The organism is Chitinophaga japonensis (assembly GCF_007830125.1).
GTDB classification, from domain to species: Bacteria; Bacteroidota; Bacteroidia; order Chitinophagales; family Chitinophagaceae; genus Chitinophaga; species Chitinophaga japonensis.
The window spans coordinates 1,039,331-1,057,770 of record NZ_VLLG01000004.1 but is presented as its reverse complement, the minus strand read 5'-3'; the positions used below and the strand labels follow the sequence as shown (position 1 = coordinate 1,057,770).

The 18,440-nt window shown below is 53.0% G+C and carries 13 protein-coding genes; 8 read left to right on the top strand and 5 right to left on the bottom strand.

All coding sequences use genetic code 11. From position 1 onward, the window contains the following. Both LX66_RS21345 and LX66_RS21340 read left to right on the top strand, forming a co-directional pair. Positions 1–990, top strand: a 990-nt coding sequence (locus LX66_RS21345) for an RHS repeat-associated core domain-containing protein (protein WP_145717320.1), incomplete at its 5' end; no start/stop codon positions are given. A gap of 5 nt (positions 991–995) precedes the next feature. Then, entirely contained in the window at positions 996–1,664 is a 669-nt protein-coding gene (locus LX66_RS21340) for a hypothetical protein (protein WP_145717318.1), read from the top strand. 405 nt (positions 1,665–2,069) lie between these two features. On the opposite strand, the gene LX66_RS21335 is transcribed toward LX66_RS21340, so the two are convergent. From LX66_RS21335 to LX66_RS21325, 3 genes are all read right to left on the bottom strand, one after another. Continuing rightward, a complete protein-coding gene (locus LX66_RS21335; RefSeq protein ID WP_145717316.1) occupies positions 2,070–3,059 on the bottom strand; it encodes a zinc metalloprotease in 990 nt (329 codons plus the stop codon). A gap of 132 nt (positions 3,060–3,191) precedes the next feature. Beyond that, positions 3,192–4,673: a hypothetical protein gene (locus tag LX66_RS21330; RefSeq protein ID WP_145717314.1), complete on the bottom strand. Its 1,482-nt coding sequence runs from the start codon at positions 4,671–4,673 to the stop codon at positions 3,192–3,194. A 52-nt stretch (positions 4,674–4,725) separates the two neighbouring features. Next, positions 4,726–5,400 (bottom strand): FadR/GntR family transcriptional regulator, encoded by a 675-nt coding sequence (locus tag LX66_RS21325; RefSeq protein ID WP_145717312.1) that lies wholly within the window; start codon positions 5,398–5,400, stop codon positions 4,726–4,728. A 277-nt stretch (positions 5,401–5,677) separates the two neighbouring features. On the opposite strand from LX66_RS21325, the gene LX66_RS21320 reads away from it, so the two are divergent. The 6 genes from LX66_RS21320 to LX66_RS21295 all read left to right on the top strand — a co-directional run bounded on the left by LX66_RS21320 (position 5,678) and on the right by LX66_RS21295 (position 16,309). Beyond that, on the top strand, positions 5,678–8,767 hold the full coding sequence (locus LX66_RS21320) for a SusC/RagA family TonB-linked outer membrane protein (protein ID WP_244620475.1): 3,090 nt from the start codon (positions 5,678–5,680) through the stop codon (positions 8,765–8,767). Between the two features lie 117 nt (positions 8,768–8,884). Continuing rightward, the gene (locus LX66_RS21315; protein ID WP_145717308.1) at positions 8,885–10,318 is read left to right on the top strand and encodes a RagB/SusD family nutrient uptake outer membrane protein; all 1,434 of its coding nucleotides are present in this window, start codon (positions 8,885–8,887) and stop codon (positions 10,316–10,318) included. Positions 10,319–10,349: 31 nt separating this feature from the next. Next, positions 10,350–11,573 carry a sialidase family protein gene (locus LX66_RS21310; RefSeq protein ID WP_145717307.1) on the top strand — a complete coding sequence of 408 codons (1,224 nt, stop codon included), beginning with the start codon at positions 10,350–10,352 and terminating at the stop codon, positions 11,571–11,573. Positions 11,574–11,588: 15 nt separating this feature from the next. Then, the gene (locus LX66_RS21305) at positions 11,589–12,719 is read left to right on the top strand and encodes a sialidase family protein (protein ID WP_145717305.1); all 1,131 of its coding nucleotides are present in this window, start codon (positions 11,589–11,591) and stop codon (positions 12,717–12,719) included. Positions 12,720–12,734: 15 nt separating this feature from the next. After that, the gene (locus LX66_RS21300; RefSeq protein WP_145717303.1) at positions 12,735–13,676 is read left to right on the top strand and encodes a dihydrodipicolinate synthase family protein; all 942 of its coding nucleotides are present in this window, start codon (positions 12,735–12,737) and stop codon (positions 13,674–13,676) included. Between the two features lie 86 nt (positions 13,677–13,762). Next, entirely contained in the window at positions 13,763–16,309 is a 2,547-nt protein-coding gene (locus LX66_RS21295; protein WP_145717302.1) for a sodium:solute symporter family transporter, read from the top strand. 112 nt (positions 16,310–16,421) lie between these two features. On the opposite strand, the gene LX66_RS21290 is transcribed toward LX66_RS21295, so the two are convergent. Both LX66_RS21290 and LX66_RS21285 read right to left on the bottom strand, forming a co-directional pair. Further along, positions 16,422–16,982, bottom strand: coding sequence for an HdeD family acid-resistance protein (locus LX66_RS21290; RefSeq protein WP_158642702.1), 561 nt, complete (start codon positions 16,980–16,982; stop codon positions 16,422–16,424). A 71-nt stretch (positions 16,983–17,053) separates the two neighbouring features. Continuing rightward, complete coding sequence (locus LX66_RS21285) at positions 17,054–18,430, bottom strand: ATP-binding protein (RefSeq protein ID WP_145717298.1); 1,377 nt, start codon at positions 18,428–18,430, stop codon at positions 17,054–17,056. Positions 18,431–18,440: the final 10 nt, after the last annotated feature.

The window sequence follows — 18,440 nt, the reverse complement described above, 5'->3', positions numbered from 1 at the left end:
TTGCTGGAGGAGACGCATTATTATCCGTTTGGCCTCACAATGGCAGGGATTAGTACGAATGCTTTGGTGGGGACGAATTATCCGGAAAATAGGTTGAAGTATAATGGGAAGGAATTGCAGAGTAAGGAGTTTGGGGATGGTAGTGGACTAGAGTGGTATGATTATGGGGCGAGGATGTATGATCAGCAGATTGGGAGGTGGCATGTAGTTGATCCTCTCCAGGATAAATACTCTTCATTTACTCCTTATAACTATGCGTTTAATAATCCTACTTTGTTTATTGATCCTGATGGAAAAGACGGTATGGTCACAAGAAAAAATGGGAAAGGGACAAAAGAGGACCCAAATGTTATTACAATAACTGCAAACTATTATTATAATAAAAACAATCTAAGTGAAAAACAGATAAAAGCTTTGGATAAAGCAGTTTCTAATTATAATAAAACATCGTATTCTTCTGGTAAAAGTAAAGATGGAACTTATACAGTAATAAAATTCGATATAAAGTCCCAGGGATTTGATAATGATGACGATGTAAATAAAGCTGTGAATGCAGATAAGTTCACCAACGAAATGGGAGGGGTAAGCGGGTATGGCAATAAAGTTGAAGTGGGTATAACTGATGATCCTGATAACCCATTAGCTGCTGATGTAAGAGGAACTAGAGCTACAGGCGGCTCAAAGCTGATTGAAATATATAATAAAAATATTCAAGCGGCGGTAAATGCTGGATTTAATGAGGACGATATATTGGAAAGCACGCTAAATCATGAAGTCGGTCATAACCTTGGAGGAGAACATGGAGATGTAAATCCGATGGGAAGTGGGCACATTAGATTAGGCTCAAGACAAGAAAATCCTAATTGTATTGGATGTACACCAACCCCCTATGTTGAGCGCGTAAATGTAAATAGGAAATTTGCCGAAACCATAATAAATCGCATTCAGAACCCAGTAGGTGTTAGAATGTTACAATACAAAAAAGAATAGTAATTATGAGAAGATCTTTGTCTTTAATATTTTTATTTGGCCTTATTTATACATCCAAACCGTTTGCACAAATTAATAATGTGTCAAAAGGATATTGCCTTGATAGTTTAATGCATTTAAGAGGCTACTTCGTTAGGGTCTATAAAAAAAGTGATATAGAAGAACAAGAAAGGAATAGAATACTTAGGGTGAGCAATAGACCGTTTAGAATAAAAATAGATGGTAATGCATACGATGAGTTTTTTCTTCCAATGGATAGTGCTAATATTATCGAATTAGCAAACGATCTGACAGGATTACATGTAAGAGATAAAGAAGATGCGTATTTAAGGTGCACAAGTGCTAATTATGCAATTTTTAATGAACACTTTTGTATTACAGGAGGAAGAGTAAAAATGGATACGTGTGGAAATTTTTCTAGTAACAAATATTACTCGTTAAAGTATACAAGCAAGTATTGTTATCAAATTTTTTATATATCAGGTAAGTGGTTGAAAGCAACAGCGGAGGCAAGTACTCAGAAATTACTTTTTCCTAAACAGACTAAATATATAAATCCTGAAGCTAAGAAGATCAATGTGTATTTGCTCTATAAAGTAGATGAATATATTCCAGATGATGTAAAAGGCCCGCAACTTTCCTTATGGAAAAATATACCTGCTGTTATGGAATAATCATTAGAAGAGACACAATACTACCTATTTGGACTCACCATGAGTGGAATCAATACGAATGCATTGGTGGGAACGAATTGTCCAACTAACTGGTTAAAGTATAATGGAAAGGAGTTGCAGAGCAAGGAGTTTGGAGATGGTAGTGGATTGGAGCGGTATGATTATGGGGCGAGGATGCCGCCGTTATTGTCGGTTTTGGAACAGGCGTTAATAAACAGGGCCGCTGCGCAAAGCAGCGCCGCAAAATAATAGTGCATGCTCGGTTTCATCTGTGAATATTTTTTTAGGGCCAGGTGGAACCTCGCATCAACATGTCGCCGTAAAAAAACAGGTATCGTGCTCGGTTTCATATGACTGGTTTTGGTGATGACAGATAACAAAAAGCTCCCCCCGGGGAACTGATACTTAATACACAAATCCTTCTCTGCCGCCACCGCTGGTAAAGGTGGCCAGCATGCGGTCTCTTTGCCCGGCAGTGAACATGTACATGCAGGCATCATCCGTATAGTCCATGTAGTTCATGGTCATTTCTACCGGCGAGCCGGAGCAGGTGCTGTAATGCGGGTAAGAAGGACAGCCAAAGTTGTAAGTATTGTGCTGGGGCGTATCACCTACAAAATCATTGCCGCAGGTAGCGTCGCCCCAGATGTGGCGCAGGTTCAGGTAGTGGCCCACTTCATGGGTAGCGGTTCTGCCCAGGTTAAACGGAGATACCACTGTGCCGGTGTTGCCAAAATAGCGGTAGCCGATCACTACGCCGTCCGTGTCAGGATCGCCGCCGGGGAACTGCGCGTAGCCCAGCACTTCGGAGCCGCCGTAGTTAATGTAATTCACTACCCATATATTCAGTACGGAGTCGGGCGTGGTAGGGTCAAGTCCGCCCTGGGCAGTGGATTTCATGTTCTCTGTAACAGCGGACCAACTGGTCTTGTTGGAATACTTGCGTACCACATTTTTCAAAGAAAAGTGAATGCCCACGCTGGCTTTCACACCGGAGAACAATGCGGGTACGCTGCCGTACTCGCTGTTGCCGGCATTGTAATCCTCTTCCAGGATGTCAATCTGGGACTGTATCTGCGCCAGGGAGATGTTCTGCGCCGTAGTCCGGTACAGTACATTCACGACTACCGGTATTTCAATACTGCCGTCCGGCAGCAGCCGGCCCAGTGATTGCTCCTTGATGAGGCGTTGGGTGTGTGTTTCAATGGCCTGCATCCGGGCACCCAGCGACGGGTTCTTTTTTAGTTGCTCCTTCAGCACTTCCATGGTGCCGCATTTGCGTTGGGCGGCTGCGGTTTCTTCGGGTGTGGTGGAGGGGGTGTCGGCAGGGCGGTCCTGTTTGGAGCAGGCGGCCATCAATAGGGTGGCGCCAATAAGAATTACTAGCTTTTTCATACGGATTACTGTGATTTTGGTTTTGCTCATACATCTATCTATGGGATTACCTGGGGGGAGCCGATAGAGTAGAGGTGTGAATTGGGTTTACCATCCGAATATAGCTAAAATTCCAACACGTCGCGTGAGGGCTTATGCATTCCTTTGGTACTTCATGCGCGGATCATCGGGGAGTTTGTTCTCTATGGAATCCTGGATGGTTTTAATGTTGGGCTGCAGGGAAGAGCCCTGGTGAATGCGCAGCTCATATTGCAGTTCCCTGGGCACAATCGTGTCTTCCTGCTCCCATACTTCCAGGTTCTTTTGCATCAGGGGCAGCAGGGCGCTCACTTTTTCATGGTCCTCCGCATCTATTGAACGGAATGCGCTTTGGAAATCATTCATCCATAGGTCTGTGCCCCCGCTTTTGGCTTTTACAAAAGCTTTGAATTCAGCCACAGTTGGATCTGCATTGCCGGTTTGGGATAGTTCCGCAGTTACTTTTTTGATCTTGAGAGGCGCCAGGTGAAACTGCTCAAAGCCTTTGTCGCGCCGCTGCCCGAACCCGCGTGCCGTCACCTTGTAGTCCACCCGGAAAATGTCATGCGGGGAGGGCGACAGTTGTTTGTCCCTTCTCTGGAACATGGATGCTACGGCTTCTTTGGCGTCTGCTTCTATCAGGGCTTCGTGTGCTTCATTGACCCGGGTGGAGCCCAGCCCGGATGCATTGGAGATCAGCGGCACCAGGTTGTAGGGCCTGGCCGGTCCGCCCAGGTGGTCATTCAGCAAATGCCCCCTGGCGTACAGGTATTTATTGGTAGCGGTATAACGGTGCTTCAACAGCGGGTACCAGGGTGGGTTGGCGTGCGATTCGCCCCCTGCGCCCGACCCCTGCGGGAAGGAGCTGTAAGGGGTAAAGCTGGCTTCCACCCCGATGCCTACGCCCATATACTGGCCCAAAAATTTGGCTACCTGTATGTCCGGTACAGGCGAGCCGGAAGCGGCGGGATTTTCGTCCAGCTTTGCGGTATCGTACATCCCCTTCACGTATACTGCAACCGTGGAGTTGGCCGAAATAAGGCCGGATGAAGAAACCAACCTGGTGGCTTCATCCAGTTCCGTAGCGGCTTTCAACGCTTCATTATATAAATGGTCTATTACCGTTTTCTTGTCGGACGCGGGGTTCAGCCGTTTCAGCGCAAGCCCGTAGTGCAGTTCCACGTACTCCGTCCAGTTCAGGTGATGCTGCTCGGTGGGTTTGAAGTTGTCAATACCTGAATAGCCTTCCGGCGTAAAGGGTTGTGGGGCTCCCAGGCCCCGTACCCGGGCGATGGCCGTTTTAACCGGCGCCGGTGTGCCGGTGCTCAGGTAGCTGATCACGTCCTGCCGGCTGCCAAACTGGTAGTTATATTGAGGATCTTCCGCCAGGGACTTGTATACCCTTTTCTGTTCTTCGTTCAGTTGCGTTTTGTAGGCATTGGTATTGGTAAAGCCTGCCACTTTTTCCGAATTGGTAAAGTCAGGGAGCTTTAATTGCGCTACTGCCGGCGCGGATACGCCATTGCGGCCTGCATTATCGGCAACGGAACGGTGGCTGCGCTGCCCGGAAGAACGGGAATGATGTTTATGCGGCATAGAACAGGGGCATAGGTCCAGGTATAGTACCGCTAAAATTACGGATTATTCCTTACTCCGGGAACAGCGTACCCATATTCTCAAACCGGGTATTCAAATGCAGCCGCATAGCCACCCGGAAAGCATCCGGCGTGCCGCATTTCAGTATTTCCAGCAGGGACTCGTGGGAAATGATCTGCTTCACCTTCCAGTCCTTGCGGCGGGGTGCGTAGGTGGCAAACAGGGTGTTCAGCAGGTTCTGGAAAGCGTACAGGCTCTTGTTGCCCGACATTTTATACAGCGTGCTGTGAAAGCGTATATCCAGCCGCGTAAGTGTTTCGGAGTCCACGGTCATGTTCTCCTCATCTATCACTTCCTGCAGCGCTTCCAGGTAGCGCTCCTCCCGGTGCATGAACAGGAAGTCCGCCATGCCGATCTCCAGCATCAGCCGCACCTCGTACAGGTCTTTCAGCGCATCCCGGTCCAGGGTGCCGGAGGTCAGGATGGTTTTAATGCCGTAGAAGATATTGGGAGAGGTCAGCACCGTGCCGCGCTTTCTTTTGGTCTCTATAAAACCCAGTATGCGCAGGCGGCTCAGCGCTTCCCGCAGGATCACGCGGCTAACTCCCAGTATCTCTGCCAGCTCATTCTCCTTGGGGAGGGCGTCTCCCAGTTGAAAGCCTTTTTCAGCAATGTATTTGAGGATCTTCTTTTCCGTTTGTTCCGCCAGGGTTAGCTCTTTTTGCATGATATTAAGTAGTATTTATTCTTCGTTGAATGATCCTAAAAATAATCATTTTTAGCCATCCACGGCGGGTTTTTTGAAAAAACCGGGTTTATTTACAACTAATATGTACTACAAATAAAATTATTTTACTTACTTTTATGCGCACGGAAAGGATAAAAGGGATAGTGACAATATAATAAGTATTACTTATTGAGCTCTTTAACCTATATGCTGTACTGTTTTTGATGTATGTAGTATTTAATGTCCCGTCATACCAATGGGTAAAAATTTCACGATTATGAACCACATGCTACAACGTTTGCCGGTGGGGGGAATCCGGCTGTTGCTTTTTTCAACTGTCTTTGCTATCGGGAAAACACAGGCCCAGCAAAAAGAACAGGATACCGCCATCCGGCCCATGAAATCCGTGAACCTCGTTGAGGTAGTGGCCATCGGCTACGGCCAGCAATCCCGCGGCACGGTCACCAATTCCATTTCCAAGGTAAAGGAAGCAGAGTTTTCACACACGCCTGCCGCCAACCCGCTGTTGCAACTGCAGGGCAAGGTGGCCGGCCTGTCGCTGCAGGTATCGGACGGGCAGCCCGGCGCTACGCCTAAAGTATTCCTGCGGGGCGGCACCACCGCCTCCCCGGAAGGCGATGCGCCCCTCTATATTATTGATGGCGTGATCCGTACCATCAACGAGATCAACCCGGACGATATCGAGTCCGTACAGGTACTGAAAGATGCGGCCTCCACTGCAATCTATGGCGCCCGCGCGGCCAATGGTATCATCATCGTTACTACCAAATCCGGAAAGTCCGGCAAGGCAGTGGTCAATTTCAAATACACTTTCGGTATAGAAAAGCAGGCCAGGCGCTACGACTTTACCAGCGCGCGCGATTACATCTATGTAAGCCGGAAGAACACGGCGGACTTCAACAAAACCAACCCGGATTTCTTCCTCACCGGCGGCCGCTATGGCATGTCTACCGGTAATCCGCGTAACTCCCGTAACACGCTGGAGTTCCTGGACACCTATGTGCAGGACTACGGCCAGGACTATGTGAACCAATTGCTACACAATGAGGGCTGGGAAACCATGACGGACCCGGTCACCGGCCGCGAGCTGATCTTCAAGGAAACGGATTACCAGGACGTGACCTTCCAGACCGCCTACAAGCAGGAATATGATGTAAACGTAAGCGGCGGCACCGACAAGGCGACTTATTACCTGGGCCTCGGCTACCTGAACCAGGACGGTATTGTGCTGGGCACCTTCTACAAGCACTACAGCGGCCTGTTTAACGGCACCTATAAGGTTAGCGATAAACTAAGTTTCAATACCAACCTCAGTTACCAGGTCAGGCGCAACAGCGATGCCTTCAACTACCAGAACGTACTAAGCCGCTCCGTGTCCATGCCCTTTACCTACCGCCTGAACTACGAAGATGGTAAACCGGCGCCCGGCGAGGGCATTACTTCTTTCCGCAACCGTAATTACGAAGTGTATTACAAGGAAAAGTACAATGACGTAAAGATGTACCGCACTACCCTGCGCCTGGGTGCGGATTGGGATCTGCTGCCGGGCCTGCGTTTCTCGCCGTCCTTCTCCTGGTTCACTACCGAAGATATTCAGAACTATTTCGAGGCATCCAACGAAACCAATACCAACCGGCCTGCATCTGCCATACACAACCAGGACCGGCACGCCCAACTGGATGCGATCCTTACTTATGATAAAAGCCTGGGCCTGCGTCACCACATCGACGCCATGCTGGGCACCAGCTATATCAACGACTATGTATATACGATGAGCGGCAGCGGCCGGGGCGCGCCTACAGATAATATCCCCACGCTCAACGCATCTGCGCCGGAAACGCAGCGCATCAGCACCTACAAGTCCACGGACGTGGTGATGAGCTATTTCGGCAGGATCAATTATGATTACGACCAGAAATACCTGTTCTCCGCCAGCCTGCGTGTAGACGGTTCTTCCCGCTTCTCGGAGCAGCACAAATGGGGCTGGTTCCCCGGTGTGTCCGCCGGCTGGAACATAGACCGGGAAGATTTCTGGGAGCCACTCAGCCGCCCCGTTTCCCGCATGAAGCTGCGCGCCAGTTGGGGGCAGGCAGGTAATAACCTCTTATCCATTTTTGACTCACAAGGCTCCTACAGCACTTCCTATAATTATATCAACGACGGCACCAACAACTCCGTGCCCGTAAACTATAACGGCCAGGCGGGTATCCTGAACGCCAAACTGGCTAACAATAACCTGATCTGGGAAGTAACCACTTCTTTTGATGTGGGACTGGACATCGGACTGTTCGATAACCGCATCTCCCTGCTGGTGGATTATTACAACAAGCTTACCAGCAACCGCCTGTTCGACAAGCCGCTTACCGCATCTTCCGGCTTTGACGACATCAGGAGCAATTTCGGTTCCATCCGCAACAGCGGCTTTGAAGTGGAGCTGTCCGCCACACCGGTGCGCACCGCCAATTTCTCCTGGGACCTGGGCTTCACCTTTGCCTATAACAAAGGCGTGGTGGTGGAGCTGCCCGAAAATGGCGAAGACAAGAACCGCACCGGCGGCAACTATGTATATGACCCGGCGCAGAAAGCCTATGTGAAAGTGGGCGGCCTGGCAGAAGGGGAGCGCTTTGGCCAGCGCTATGCCTATAACCTGGTAGGCGTGTACGCAACAGACGAGGAAGCCGCCAATGCGCCTGCCGACGTAGAATCCGGCCGCCGGCAGAAAATAGGCGGCGATGCCATCTGGCAGGACGTGGACGGCAATGGCGAGATCGATTACCGCGACATGGTGTTCATGGGCTACATCCGCCCCGACAAGACCGGCGGCATGGTAAACACGCTCACCTACAAAGGCCTGACCATGCGCTTGGTGGTGGACTATGCCATGGGCCACGTGATAGACAACGCTTTCCGCGCCCGCTCCAACGCCAGCGCGCGGAACAATAACATGACTCTCTCAGATGTGATCAGCGACAAGATATGGAAACAGCAGGGCGACCAGGCGTCCATTCCCCGCTACACCGTGCAGAGCGATGTGGATTACAACTGGGACAATCACCTGCGGCCCAGCAATGGCATTGGCGCCAGCTCCGGTTACAGCAGCAACAACTCGCTCTATTACAAGAAAGGGGATTACCTGGCCTTCCGCGAGCTGTCGTTCAGCTACCGGCTTAAGTCGCCGCTTTTACAGAAGGCGTACATACAAAACCTGGAGCTGTTTGCCGGCGTCTATAACATCGGTTATATCACGGGTTATGACGGCCTGATGCCCGAAGTGTATGCGGGCAATGATCCCGGCCTGTACCCGCGTCCGCGCGCATACAACCTGGGCGTAAAAGCCAGTTTTTAACAATGTGCAAATATGCAGATATGCAGATGTGTAAATGAAGTAATAAATGTGCTCGTTCGCTGCATTCCATCTGCACATCCGCATATCCGCACATTCGCACATTTAAATGATACAGTTATGAAACTTAGAACAATATTCATATGCTGCTCCGTATTGCTGTTCACCGCCTGTAACAGCATACTGGATGTAAAACCGGAATCTGATATCACGAACAATAACTACTGGAAATCGGAAGGGGACGTAACCGGCTATATGACCGGCATCTATACCCAACTGCGGGATGTAAATAACAGCACCTACTACTTCGAGGACCGGGGAGATGCTTTTGTGCCCGGCCTGGAAGGCGGTATGACCAATGCCTGGCAGCAGAACCTGAACGAGGCGAACGCGCCTAGCTGGCTGGGTTTCTATAACCTGGTGTATCACTGTAACCTGCTGCTGAAGGACGGCAGGGACATTCCCTTTTCCGTGCAGGCCAACAAGGACCGCGTAATGGCGGAAGCGCATTTTGTGCGCGCCTATGCCTACTTCCTGCTTATCCGCATCTGGGGCGATGTGCCTATAGAGCTGCAGCCGGCTGTGGACGACAACCCGCCGCTTACGGCCCGCTCGCCGGCAACAGATGTGATGCAACTGATATTGAATGATGTGGACTCGGCCATCGCGCTGTTCCCGGAAGATGGTTTCAGGGACAAGAGCCGCGCCTCCCGGCCGGCTGCCTGGGCATTGCGTGCCGATGCCCTGCTGTGGAAGGCAAAAGTGCTGAATGGCGGAGAGGCAGATCTGCAGGCGGCGCTCACGGCCATTGACAATGCCACCGCCGGTGTGTCCCTGCAGCCCAGCCTGGAAAGGGTGCACGCTACGGATAACCGCAACAACAGCGAAGTGATATTTTCCATCCACTTCCAGCGGGATGAGCGCTCCGACAGCTACGGCAGCCGCCTCAAGCCCAGGGATATCTTTGTGCAGAACGCCGTGAACAAAAGCAGCATCGCCTTTGCCAAGAATGGGGCCCGGAGCATGTATATGCCCAGCCCCAAACTGGATACGCTTTTTGACAAATACCCCGGCGACACCCGCAAGGATCAGTCTATTATCAAAGCCATTGACGGCGACGGGGAAGTGATGGGCGTTTTTGATAACAAGCTGCGCGGCACGGCGTTTAGTGATGACCGTTATTTTGACAATGACCAGATCGTATATCGCCTGGGCGGACTGCTGCTGCTGAAGGCGGAAGCCCTGGCGGCACTTAACCGGGTGCCGGAGGCCATCACGGAGCTGAACAAAGTGCGGGGCCGTGCCGGTACCGGCAACTACCCCGGCGCTACCGATAAGGCCACCGTGGAAAAAGAGATACTGGACGAGCGCTTCCGCGAGCTGTACATGGAGCTGAAACGCTGGCCCGATCTCCTGCGCTTTCATTTTGCCGGCACTATTAATGTGTATGATGTAGTGCCTAACCTGGAAGGGAAACAGTTGCCGCTGTTCTTCCCCATACGCCGGGCATTCATAGACATTAACCCGAACCTGGAGCAGACAGAAGGATATTAAAACCCTATATAACCCTTAAAAATGTAACTGTATGCAACACAAAATTCTGTATGCCGCGATGCTCCTGGCCGGCGTAGCCTGTAAGAACAGCCTGGTTGCGCCATTGGACCAGTCCCCCCAAACAAACGCCGATGCAGCCGGCGATGTGCAGATCATGGCGCAGGTGCATAACTACCAGGTACTGTTCGATGGCGGCACCAACGGTTATCACTCTTACCGTATCCCGTCCATCATCCGGACCAACAACGGTACGCTCATTGCATTCTGCGAGGGCCGCATGGCCAATAACAAGGACTATGGCAACATCAACCTGGTGTACAAACGGTCATTCGACAACGGCGCTACCTGGACGGGCCTGGGCGAGGTAGTAGGGAAGGGCCTCGGCACCTGGGGCAATCCCACGGCGGTGACCGACGCCAGCACCGGCCGCGTATGGCTGTTCCTGTCCTGGAATGACCAGTACCATAACCAGCAGGGCAACGATGGCTATGAAAAGATAGACGCCTGGGGCGACCGGCGGGTATACGTGACCTACAGCGATGACGACGGCGCTACCTGGGAAGACCCGGTAGATATGACCAGCACCCTGCTGCCACCGGGCTTCACCTGGGACGCCATGGGCCCCGGCATCGGCATCCAGACCAAGCATGGCCCGCATCCCGGCCGCCTGATCATCCCCGCTTCCCGGCGGAACATCTACAGCGATGATCATGGCGCTACCTGGCACTACCAGATGCTGCCCGACGGCTCCGGCGAAGCCACCATCGTGGAGCTGCCCAATGGCACATTGATGCGGAATGACCGTCCTGGCACCGCGCAGTTCAACATCGCCAAACGGCGCTGGATATCCACCGGCTCCATCGAGAACGGCTTCTCCGCCTGGGCGCCCAACAACACGCTGCTGGACCCGCGCTGCGAAGGCTCCATCCTCCGCTATACGGACTCGCCCAGCCGCATCTATTTCCTGAACCCGGCCAGTACGGAAAGAAGGTGCAAGATGCGCATCCGCATCAGCTATGATGAGGGCGCCACCTGGCCCATCAGCCGGAGAACGCACGACTGGCTGTCGGATGAAGCCACCTGCGACAACGGCAAGGGCGGCTACTCCAGCCTGGTAAAGACCGCCGATTTTATGACCGGCGCATTGATAGAGATCAACGAAAATGTAAATGCCAACAGCACCAGCAACCGGTCTATCGAATTTCATAAATTTAACCTGTCCTGGATACTGAACGGCGCTACGGAACCTAATTAAACCGGCTTAACGCTTATGCTTAGATTTCTTTTTTGCAGCTTGATTTTTTCTTCCTTTGGTTTTGGTTCGTCCCCGTCCTGTGCGGCGGGGCCGGACCAACCATCACTGCCTTACATTTTTGCCAACGGCAGCGAAGGCTACAATTGTTACCGCATTCCCGCCATCGTGCGCACCAGGAAGGGCACGCTCCTGGCCTTTGCAGAGGCCCGGAAAAAGGATTGCAAGGACGAAGGGGATATTGACCTGGTGCTGAAGCGCTCGGAGGATAACGGCAAAACCTGGAGCACACTGCTACTGGTATGGGACGATGGCGACAATACCTGCGGTAATCCCGCCCCGGTAGTGGATGAAAGCACCGGCGTGGTGCACCTGCTCATGACCTGGAACAAAGGCGAGGACCATATTCGCGAGATCAACGCCGGCACTAGCACGGATACCCGCCGCGTATTCGTGGCGCAGTCCTCTGACGACGGCCTGCACTGGTCTTCCGCAAAGGAAATAACGGCATCGGTTAAACGCGATAACTGGGCCTGGTATGCCACCGGCCCCTGCCATGGCATACAGGTGCAAAAAGGCGCCCATGCCGGCCGCCTGGTCATTCCCTGCGATCATGTGGAGCTGGGGGCCAAACGTGGTTATTCCCACGTGATCTTTTCCGATGATCACGGCGCTACCTGGCAACCGGGCGGCAGCAGCCCCCGCGACGGCACCGACGAAAGCACCATCGCAGAACTGTCTGACGGCCGCCTCATGCTCAACATGCGCAACTCCGCCCGTGAAGGCATGCGGATGGTGGCTACCAGCACGGACGGCGGGCAGACGTTCGGGAACCTGCGGGCCGACAGCGCGCTGGTGGAACCGGTATGCCAGGGCAGCCTGCTGGATTACCGGCGCAGGAAAAAACATTACCTGCTCTTCTCCAATCCTGCCAGCAGCAAGCGAACGGACATGACCATTAAAGTAAGCGCGGACGATGGCCGTACCTGGACAAAAGGCCATACCGTGTACAACGGCCCTTCCGCCTATTCCGATATGGTCATGCTGCCTAATGGAAAAGTAGTGCTCCTGTATGAGGGCGGCACCAGGAAACCGTATGAAGGCATTGCCATTGAAATATTACCTTTTAAAAAACTGACTGGACTTTAAAAAACACATAAAATAATGCGAATAGAAGGATTGGTTGCTGCGATCTTCACACCCTTTAACGAAAATGGTTCCCTGAACCTGGCAATGGCTCCCATACTGGTGGAGCAACTGGTAAATGACGGTCTTACCGGCATTTTCGTGTGCGGTACTAACGGGGAAGGCCCCAACATGACCATTGAAGAACGGATGGAAGTGGCGGCCGCTTTTGTAAAGGCGGCGGATAAAAAGCTGAAGGTGATGGTGCACGTAGGGCACCCCACCATTGCAGAATCCCAAAAACTGGCGGCCCATGCGGCGCAGATAGGCGCGGATGCTATTTCCGCGGTAGCGGCATTTTACTTTAAGCCCGTGTCTGTAGGCAACCTGGTGAACAGTATGGCCGCCATAGCCGGCGCTGCGCCGGAGTTGCCATTCTATTACTATCATATTCCCGTGCTTACCGGGGTGGGCATGGATATGCTGGAGTTTTTACGTTTAAGCGAGCACGTGATCCCCAACCTGGCCGGTATCAAATACACTGCGCCTACCCTGCACGAATACCAGTCCTGCCTGCAGTACGAAGGCGGGAAATATGATATCCTCTACGGTACGGACGAAATGCTGCTCAGCGCCATGGCCGTAGGCGCCAAAGGCGCTATTGGCAGCACCTACTCCTTTGCCGCGCCGGCCTACCTGCAGGTGATGCAATTGTTCGGTGAAGGCCGGCTGGAAGATGCCCGCCAGTTGCAGTACCGGCTGGTAGACATGGTACGGCGTTTTGTAAAGTACCCGCCGCTGCCGGCCCAGAAAGCCATTATGCAAATGACAGGCCTTAACACGGGTCCCTGCCGGCTGCCCCTCACCAGCCTCAGTGCAGAGCAGGCCGCTGCATTAAAAACGGACCTGGAAGAGTCCGGTTTTTTTCAGATGATGGAAGCAATAAGAAGCAGGAAATATGAAGTAGGAAGTATGAAGTAAAAAGTACGAATCCAGCATTGTACTTCATGCGTCCGATATCCGGTGTCATGCTTCATACATCTTACTTCACAAATCATATTTAACACATGCGTTTTCACTTCATATACCTTATTATCATTACCATATTCTTTTCTTTTAACCGCAGCAATGCCCAGCAGTCCCATGCCTGGTTCAACTGGACGGAGCTGCCGGCCATTCCGGATACCACGGGCTTCGCCGGCTCTTTTGCCGGCGTGTCCAACGGTGCGCTGATCGTAGCGGGTGGCGCCAACTTCCCTGGCGACGCTCCCTGGAACGGCGGAACAAAAACCTGGTATGATCATGTATATGTGCTGGAACAACCCGGCGGACCGTGGAAGCTGGCCGGCCGGCTGCCCCATCCCCTGGGATACGGCGTATCCGCTACCTGGCGGGATGCGCTCGTTTGCGTGGGGGGCAGCGATGCCAGCCGGCACTATGCCCGGGCTTTCCTGCTGCGTTATGTGAATGATTCGATACAAACCGAAGCGCTGCCGGATCTCCCTGCGCCCAATGCCAACGCCTGCGGCGTATTGATAGGGGATGTCCTGTACGTGGCCGGTGGCACGGCATCACCGGCGGATACCACTGCGGAGAAATATTTTTGGTCCCTGGACCTTTCCCTGCCGGCCGCGCAGCGCGCCTGGAAAACACTGCCGCCCTGGCCCGGCCCGGCGCGTATGCTAAGCGTGGCCGGAACGCTGGACGGCGCTTTTTACCTGTTCAGCGGCGTGCGCACGTTCACGTTACCCGGCGATGCTGCCATGCAGCGGGAATTCCTGGAAGATGCCTGTAAGTATGAGCCGGGCGAAGGCTGGACGGCTTTAGCGCCCATGCCGGCGGCTACCGCAGCAGCGCCGGGGCCTGCATTTGTGGCCGGCCAGTCGCACCTGCTGATATTCGGCGGCGACGACGGAACGTACTTCAACCAGCAGGAGACGCTGCAGGACCGGCATCCCGGCTTCCCGCACACGGTATGGGGCTATAATACCATTACCGGCTCCTGGGCCGCGTTTGACAGCTTGCCGGCGCCGCATCCGCCGGTCACCACGCCGGCCGTGCTGTGGCAGGGCAACCTGGTGTTTCCCGGCGGCGAGGTCCGCCCTGGCGTCAGAACGCCGGGGGTGAGCATGGCCGCGCCTGTACAGCCGCCCGGCGCCTTTAGCGCGCTGGACTGGGGGGTGGTAGGGCTGTACTTCCTGCTGGTAGTGCTGATCAGCGTGATCGTGTCCCGCAAAATGCAGGACACCACCAGCGATTTTTTCCTGGGCGGCAGCAAAATACCCTGGTGGGCCGCGGGTTTGAGCATCTTCGGCTCCAAGCTCAGCGCCCTTACCTTTATTGCCATTCCTGCCAAAGCCTACGCTACGGACTGGGTGTATTTCCTGAATAACATGATGATCGTGGCGGTAGCGCCCCTCATCGTCTATTTCTACCTGCCCTACTTCCGTAAGATGAAGCTGACCAGCGTATACCAGTACCTGGACATCCGCTTCAACTCCCGCGTGAAACTGTTAGGAAGCCTTACTTTCGTCGTGTTCCAGGTGAGCCGCCTGGGCATTGTGATCTACCTGCCGGCGCTGGTGCTCAGCACCGTTACCGGTATCAATATCCTAGTGTGCATTGTAGGCATCAGCGTGATCACTACAGCCTATAGCGTGTCCGGCGGCATTGAGGCCGTGATCTGGACGGAGGTGATGCAGGTAGTGGTGCTGCTGGGTGGCGCTTTGCTTAGCCTGGTGTTCATGGCCGGTTCCCTGGATGGCGGCGTGGGACAATTGGTAAAGGAAGCGGCGGATAATGGCAAGTTCCGCCTGGCCCTGCTGCAGGGCGACATTACGGAGCCGGTGTTGTGGGTGGTATTCGTGGGCGGCTTCCTTACGCAACTGGTCACCTATTCATCAGACCAGGTGGTGGTGCAGCGGTACCTTACCACTTCCACGGAAGCGGAAGCGCGGCGCTCCATTTATACCAACGCACTGCTGGTGATACCGGCCTCGCTGATCTTCTTCAGCGTAGGTACGGCGCTGTGGGTATATTTCAAACATAACCCGGCCCTGCTGAACCCGCATGGCAATACGGACGATATCTTTCCCTGGTACATTTCGCAACGCCTGCCCACCGGCCTCTCCGGCCTGGTGATAGCCGGGCTGTTTGCCGCTACCATGTCTACCATCAGCTCCAGCATGAATTCCATTGCTACGGTGATCACCACGGACTTTTACCAGAAATTCAAACCGGGTACTACAGACCGGCAGCGGCTGCGCTTTGCCCGCCAGGCCACGCTGTTGCTGGGCGTGCTGGGTTGCGCCATCGGCATCTACCTGGTATCCCTGCACAATACTTCCATCTGGGACCAGTACCTGAAGGTGATCGGGCTTTTCGGCGGCTGCCTGGCAGGTATGTTCCTGGCCGGCATTTTCTTCCCGCGGATCAATGCGCCGGGCATTTTCACCGGTTTTGTCACCAGTGCGGTAGTGCTTTATTTCGTGCAACGCGCAGAAGTGGTCAACTTCTTCCTGTACCCCGCCATTGCCGTGGTGGTGTGCGTGGCGGTAGGCTATGTGGCGTCGTTGTTCTTCAGCATTAATAATAGAATTTCAAATGTAAAATGATAAATGTAAAATGTAAAAGTTGGTTACAGATGTTCAGCGCAACATCATTGCTTTGATCATACAATTCCTCCAACTTTTACATTTAAGATTTTACATTTGAAATTTTACATTTTCACGTAACCGGTATGCTCCGGTGCGACTTGTATTTCTTTCGCAGCCGCATGCTCAGGGATACCAGCATCACGCCGGCCACAATGGCGTAGATACCGAAGATGATGGTGAGGGTAAGCGCGCCTGCCACGGGATTGATGAAGATCAGTATCCCGAAGAGAATGGTGAGGATGCCGCCTGCAATGTACCAGCCTTCACCGGTAATTTCTTTCCGCAGCCTTACGGCAACGATGATCTCTACAATACCGGCTACGATGGCCCATACGCCGGCAATGTATATCAGCGCGATGCCGGTGGCAAAGGGGTTGGCGAAGGTGATTACGCCGATAATAATGCCAAACAGGCCGGAAACGATATACCAGCCCCAGTCCCGGGACTGCTTGCGCGCGCTGATGCCGGCAATAATGGAAAAGATACCGTCAATGAACATGTAGGCGCCGAGGAAGAGCACCAGGGTGCCGAAGGTAATGCCCGGTACAAAAATGGCCAGCAGCCCTATTAACAGCGCAGCGATCCCCCGGAGGAGAAATACCCACCAGTAACGGCTAATTGGAGTTTGCATAACAGATTGGATTTGATATGTCATGAGGGCCGCAATATGTATACCAATAATTAACCCGGTGAGCCATGCGGTCACTTCCCTTCTTTCTCCAGCTCCCGTTTAATGCCCTGGATAATGATCTCCTGGGAGATGTTGTAGACGCCTTTTTCCAATGCATTGAGACATATGTGTTGCACCACGTTTATAATATGCGAGCCTGTCAAAGCGTAGGTATCCGCGATGCTGCGGAGGTCTGTATCTTCATCAAGGGTAATGGCGGGCGGGAATGCTTTGGTCCATAGCAGGTAACGTTCTGCCGGCTGGGGGGGCGGGAAATAGATAAGGGCGTTAAAGCGCCGAATAAAGGCGTCGTCCATATTATTCCTGAAGTTGGATGCCAGGATGGTGAGCCCGGCATGCATTTCAATGCGCTGCAACAGGTAGCTGACCTCCTGGTTGGCATATTTGTCATGCGCATCGCGTACACCGGTACGTTTACCGAAAATAGCGTCGGCTTCATCAAAAAAGAGTATCCAGTTTTTGTCTTCGGCCTTATCAAAAAGGGAAGACAGGTTTTTTTCCGTTTCGCCGATATATTTACTGACCACGGTGGACAGGTCTATACGAAATACCTCCCTGCCGGTATGTTTCCCGAGCAGGGTGGCGGTAAGTGTTTTGCCGGTGCCGGGCGGGCCATAGAACAGCAGTTTGTAGCCCGGCTTCAGCTTTTTAGCCATGCCCCATTCCTCCATCAGGGTTTTGCCGTGCTTCAGCCAGTTTTGCAGTTCCTGTATCTGCTTCCATACGTTTTCGGGTAGTACCAGGTCGGCCCAGGTCATTTGCGTGGTAATATGTTCTGCCGGGAAAGTGGTGCTCAACTGGGGCAGGCCTACCTTGCCGGTGGTAAATACCTCCGCAAACTCAGGGTCAATGAGCAGCTTCCCGCTCAGCGGCGGTTCGCCTCCACTGACCGTTTCAAGGGAAAGTATGTGGTGCCTGAATAACCATTGTTCCTTATTGAATAGCGGCAGCAGTTGTAAACGGGCCTGGGGGTTGGTGCCTGCCAGCAGGAACAGGGCGGTTTCTCCTGTAGGCAGCATGCCACGGTGACGCTGCCCCCGGGTGCCGCCGAATTCCGGCAGTTCGCCACCTTGGGGCAGGAATTGCTGTATCAGGCCGTCGAAGAACCCGGCTACCACATGAGGGGCCAGGGCGATCAGCAGTAGCAGTAATTCATTATGACCGGGGCGATGCTGTTTTATAAACCGGGCAAACGAGGATGGGTCCTCCTCATGCGGCAGTGTTAACGGCGGGTATTCCGGCACAGGCTGCTGCAGGTGGGTGGCCAGCCTGTCAGCGATGCAGCATTGCAGGTACTCCAAAGCCGTAATGAGGTAAGGGACCGGTTGCCCGTTTGACTGTTGTGCCGGGGGCGGCACGGAGGTAATATGCTTGAGCGTTGTTTGCATGTTGCTTTTT